Genomic DNA, 4,706 nt, shown 5'->3' on the forward strand with positions numbered 1-4,706 from the left:
GCAGTCCGTAGCCGTTTTCGGCGGCGTGGTCGAGAAGCTGACGCATGGAAACGAGGGACATGTGTTTTCTCCGGTGGCCGGTGAGCCCGGCCGGGTGTAGGCGTAAAAAACCGAATTCTAGCGTGCCGGCATGCCGACTGCGAACCCGGCCGGAGCAAGATTTGCTTGTTGGCGTTACCGGTTACACGATACCCGGCTTGGGCGTGTCGCCCACGCGGACGATCTTCATGGTGTTGGTGCCGCCTGCGGCGCCGATCGGCTCGCCGATGGTGAGCACGATGAGGTCGCCGTAGGTGACCACGCCCTGCTCGAGCAGGATCTGTTCGGCTTCCCACAGGAGCACGTCGCGGTCGGCGTGTACCTGAGACATCAGCAGCGGATAGACCTCACGGTAGAGCGTCATCTGGTTGCGGGCGGAGGTTTCCGGGGTGAGCGCGTAGATGGGCACGCCGCTGTTGAGGCGGCTCATCCACAGGGCGGTGGAGCCGGTTTGCGTGAGGGACGCGATGGCCTTCACCTTGAGGTGGTAGGCGGTCCACATGGCGGCCATGGCGATGGACTGGTCGATGCGCGTGAAGATGCGGTCGAGGAAGTCGCGGTCCATCGTGACCTCGGCGGACTTCTCGGCCTCCAGGCAGATGCGCGCCATGGATTCGACCACCTCGATGGGGAACTTGCCGGAGGCGGTTTCGGCGGAGAGCATCACCGCGTCGGTGCCGTCGAGCACCGCGTTGGCCACGTCGGAGACCTCGGCGCGGGTGGGTACCGGGCTCAGGATCATGGATTCCATCATCTGGGTGGCGGTGATGGTGAGCTTGTTGCGCTCGCGGGCGAGCCGGATCATGCGCTTCTGCAGGGCCGGCACCGCGGCGTCGCCCACTTCGACGGCCAGGTCGCCTCGGGCCACCATGATGCCGTCGGAGGCGTCGAGGATTTCTTCAAGGTTGGCGACGGCTTCGGTGCGTTCGATCTTGGCGATCAGCACCGCGCTGCTGCCGGCGGCGCGCAGCAGCTGGCGGGCCATGTACATGTCGGCCGAGCTCTTGGGGAAAGAGATGGCGACGAAATCGACGCCGATCTGGGCGGCGGTCTTGATGTCATCCATGTCCTTGGCGGTGAGGGCCGGCGCGGTGAGGCCGCCGCCCTGACGGTTGATGCCCTTGTTGTTGGAGAGCTCGCCGCCGACCTTCACGCGGGTGTGGATCTCGTGGCCGAGTACGCGCTCGACGCCCAGCTTGAGCCGGCCGTCGTCGAGCAGCAGCACGTCGCCGGGCTTCACGTCGCGGGGCAGGTCCTTGTAATCGAGGCCGACCCGGTGGGCGTCGCCGGGGGTGCTGAGGGCTGCGTCGAGGATGAAGGGGGCGTCCTTGACGAGGGTGATCTTGCCCTCCTCGAACTTGCCGACGCGGATCTTGGGGCCCTGCATGTCGGCCAGGATGCCCACCGGGCGGCCGGCGAGGAGCGAGGCTTCGCGGATCTGGCTGGCGCGGCGGATGTGGTCTTCCGCGGTGCCGTGGGAGAAGTTGAGGCGCACCACATCCACGCCCGATTGAACCAGGCGCTCGAGGGTGGCGAGATCGGAGGAGGCGGGGCCGAGGGTGGCGACGATCTTGGTGTGGCGGGACATGGGGTCTCCGGTTGGACTGGACGCGTGGGTGAATGACGGGATTCTATGCGTTCCCGGGGGTGATGCGGGCAGGAAGGTCGGTCTTGCTGCGTCCCGTCGCCTTGGCGCGGTACATGGCGGCGTCGGCGTGGCGGGTGAGGGTTTCGATGTCGGTGCCATCCTCGGGGTAGAGGGCGATGCCGATGCTCACCGAGATGTGCTGCTCGGTGCCTTCGAGGGTGAAGGGCTGGCGGATGGCCTGGCGGATCTTCCCGGCGACGGCTTCGGCTTCGTCGGGGCTGTGGACGTCGTGCAGCAGCACCATGAATTCGTCGCCGCCCTGGCGGGCGAGCAGGTCGCTGGCCCGCAGGCCCTGCTGCATGCGGCGGGCGGCTTCGATCAGCAGGGCGTCGCCGGCGGCGTGGCCGAGGGTGTCGTTCACCTCCTTGAAGCGGTCGAGATCGAGCAACAGCAGCGCGAAGCGCGTGCGGTGGCGCATCGCCAGCAGCAGGCTGGTGTTCATCTGGTCGAGGAACTGGGCTCGGTTGGCCAGCCCGGTGAGGGCGTCGTGGGTGGCCAGGTAGTGGATGCGCTGCTCGGAGGCCTTGCGCTCCGAGATGTCGGTGATGGTCAGGATGGCGCCCTGCAGGTTGCCGGCGGCGTCCAGGTGCGGCGCATCGGTGACGATGGCGGTGAGCAGGCCGCCGTCGGCCCGGCGTAGCTCCTGCTCGTAGGTGGCGGCCTTGCCCTGGCGCAGCCGGGTGACCAGCGCCAGCACACGGGGCGGATCGGCGGCAGGCCACAGGCTGTCGAGGCGCCGGTCGATGAGGTAGCCGTCCGGGTAGCCCAGCAGGGTGTTGAGGCGCGGGTTGAGGAAGGTGAAGCGCAGATCCCGGTCAAGGGAGGCGATGCCGTCGTGGGAGAGGTTGACCAGGGCGCTGTAGCGGGCTTCGCTGGCGCGCAGGGAGGCGCTGGTCCGGTCAAGGGCGATGGCGTGCTGGCGGGCCGCGGTGAAGGACACCGCCAGCAGCACGAACAGCGCACCGATCAGCACCACGGCGGTCTTCTCGGCCGTTGCGCTGCCGCGCCCCCGGGCCAGCTGGGGCGCTTCGTCGAAGATCAGCGTCCATACCCGGTTGTCCAGTTCGAGCACCGCCTTGCGCGTCAGGCCCTTGCCGTCGGCGGTGCGTTTCGGGTCGCTGTCGAAGAGCAGTGCGGCCGGTTCTTCCCCGTGGCCGTCGTAGATGCGGATGCGGCTGGTCGACTCGCCGAGGGTGCCGACGATCAGGTCGCCGAGCCGGAATGGGGCATAGACCCAGCCAACGAAGGCCTGGGCGCGCTGGGCCGGGGTTTCGAGGGGCGCGCCTGTGCGGAACACCGGCAGATACAGCAGCACGCCGGCCTGGACGTCGGTGGTGGTTTCCTGAACCAGCCGCACCTTGCCCGACAGCGCAGGCACGCCGAGAAGCCGGGCGCGCTCCATCGCCTCGCGGCGCACCGGCTCCGAGTACATGTCGTAGCCGAAGGCGCGCTGGTTGCGCCAGTCGAAGGGTTCGAGATAGACGATCGCGCTGTAGATGTCGCGCCGGCCCGGCGGGCTGATCCGGTAATCGGGGAAGCCTTCGGCGCGCACCCGCTGCTCGTGGCTCGCCAGTTGTGCCGCCGGCACCTGCACCGCGAAGCCGACGCCCTGGATGCCGCCGAAGTCGGCCTGAAGGCGCAGCCCGGTGACGTAATCCCGCCATTCGGCGCGGGTCACCTCCTGGGACGCCGCAAACAGCGCCCGGGCGCCGCGCAGCACCTGCCGATAGGCCTTGAAGCGCTCCTCGATCTTCAGCGTGATCTCGTTGGTCTCGAGGACGAAGGCGTTTTCCCGCCCGGCCCGGTTGGCTTCGTCGATCCGCTGGATGGCCAGCCAGCCCACCGTTATCGACAGCAGCAATGACACGACGGCCGGCACGAAGACCTCCCGCAGCAGGCCTTGCGGATCCGCCCCGATGAATTTCATCATGCTCTGCCAGCCTCTCTCGCGCCAAAACAGCGGATTGCGCTTGAAAACCCGCTCCGACGCTTATAACGGCACGAGATGGCAGGAGTTTGATCCCCGCGCCCAAACTGCCTGCCGATGTCCTTCAAGGCGCGTCCAGCCTGACCCGGCGTGGCCTGAAGTGTCATAATCCCCCACCTTCCGGCGCGGCTGGCGGCCTCTGATGGCCGCGCCGCTCGCGCCATGATCAGCTTTCCCAAGGATTTTCGATGATTCTCGTTACCGGCGGCGCCGGCTTTATCGGTGCAAACTTTGTCCTCGACTGGCTGCGCGTGAGCGACGAGCCGGTGGTGAACCTCGACGCCCTCACCTACGCGGGCAACCTGGAGAACCTCGCCTCCATCAAGGGCGACGCGCGTCACATCTTCGTGCAGGGCGACATCTGCAACCGGGCGCTCATCGACCGCCTGCTCGCCCAGCACCAGCCCCGGGCCATCGTCCACTTTGCCGCCGAGAGCCACGTGGATCGCTCGATTCACGGCCCGGGCGATTTCATCCGCACCAACGTCAATGGCACCTTCACGCTGTTGGAGGCCGCCCGCGGCTACTGGATGAGCCTGGATGCCGACGCGAAGGCCGCCTTCCGCTTCCATCACGTGAGCACCGACGAGGTCTATGGTTCCCTCGGCCCCAACGATCCGGCCTTCACCGAGACCAAGACCTACGAGCCCAACAGCCCGTACTCCGCCAGCAAGGCCGCGTCGGATCACCTCGTGCGCGCCTGGCACCACACCTACGGCCTGCCCGTCACCACCAGCAACTGCTCCAACAACTACGGCCCCTACCACTTCCCCGAGAAGCTCATCCCGCTGATGATCGCCAACGCGCTGGCCGGCAAGCCGCTGCCGGTGTATGGCGACGGCCAGCAGATCCGCGACTGGCTGTACGTCACCGACCACTGCAGCGCCATCCGCGCCATCCTCGAAACCGGCAAGCCGGGCGAGGTGTACAACGTGGGCGGCTGGAACGAGAAGCCCAACATCGAAATCGTGCATACGCTCTGCGCGCTCCTCGACGAGCTCAAGCCCGACGCCGCTGGCAGCTACAGCCGCC

The 4,706-nt window shown here is 67.5% G+C and carries 3 protein-coding genes; 1 reads left to right on the top strand and 2 read right to left on the bottom strand.

The features are described 5' to 3' along the window. Positions 1–181: 181 nt before the first annotated feature. The gene (gene pyk / locus Q0672_RS05960) at positions 182–1,627 is read right to left on the bottom strand and encodes a pyruvate kinase (RefSeq protein ID WP_153162070.1); all 1,446 of its coding nucleotides are present in this window, start codon (positions 1,625–1,627) and stop codon (positions 182–184) included. 43 nt (positions 1,628–1,670) lie between these two features. Next, entirely contained in the window at positions 1,671–3,617 is a 1,947-nt protein-coding gene (locus Q0672_RS05965; protein WP_298620724.1) for a CHASE domain-containing protein, read from the bottom strand. A 245-nt stretch (positions 3,618–3,862) separates the two neighbouring features. Here Q0672_RS05965 and rfbB point away from each other — a divergent pair. Beyond that, a partial coding sequence (gene rfbB, locus Q0672_RS05970) for a dTDP-glucose 4,6-dehydratase (RefSeq protein WP_298620726.1) occupies positions 3,863–4,706 on the top strand: 844 nt, incomplete at its 3' end.

The sequence above is a fragment of the uncultured Zoogloea sp. genome (genome assembly GCF_937894855.1).
Classification (GTDB): domain Bacteria; phylum Pseudomonadota; class Gammaproteobacteria; order Burkholderiales; family Rhodocyclaceae; genus Zoogloea; species Zoogloea oryzae.

Bases quoted from the DNA above. Each gene is read 5' to 3' on its own strand.
- pyk (WP_153162070.1), bottom strand. From the start codon at position 1,627: ATGTCCCGCCACACCAAGATCGTCGCCACCCTCGGCCCCGCCTCCTCC.
- Q0672_RS05965 (WP_298620724.1), bottom strand. From the start codon at position 3,617: ATGATGAAATTCATCGGGGCGGATCCGCAAGGCCTGCTGCGGGAGGTC.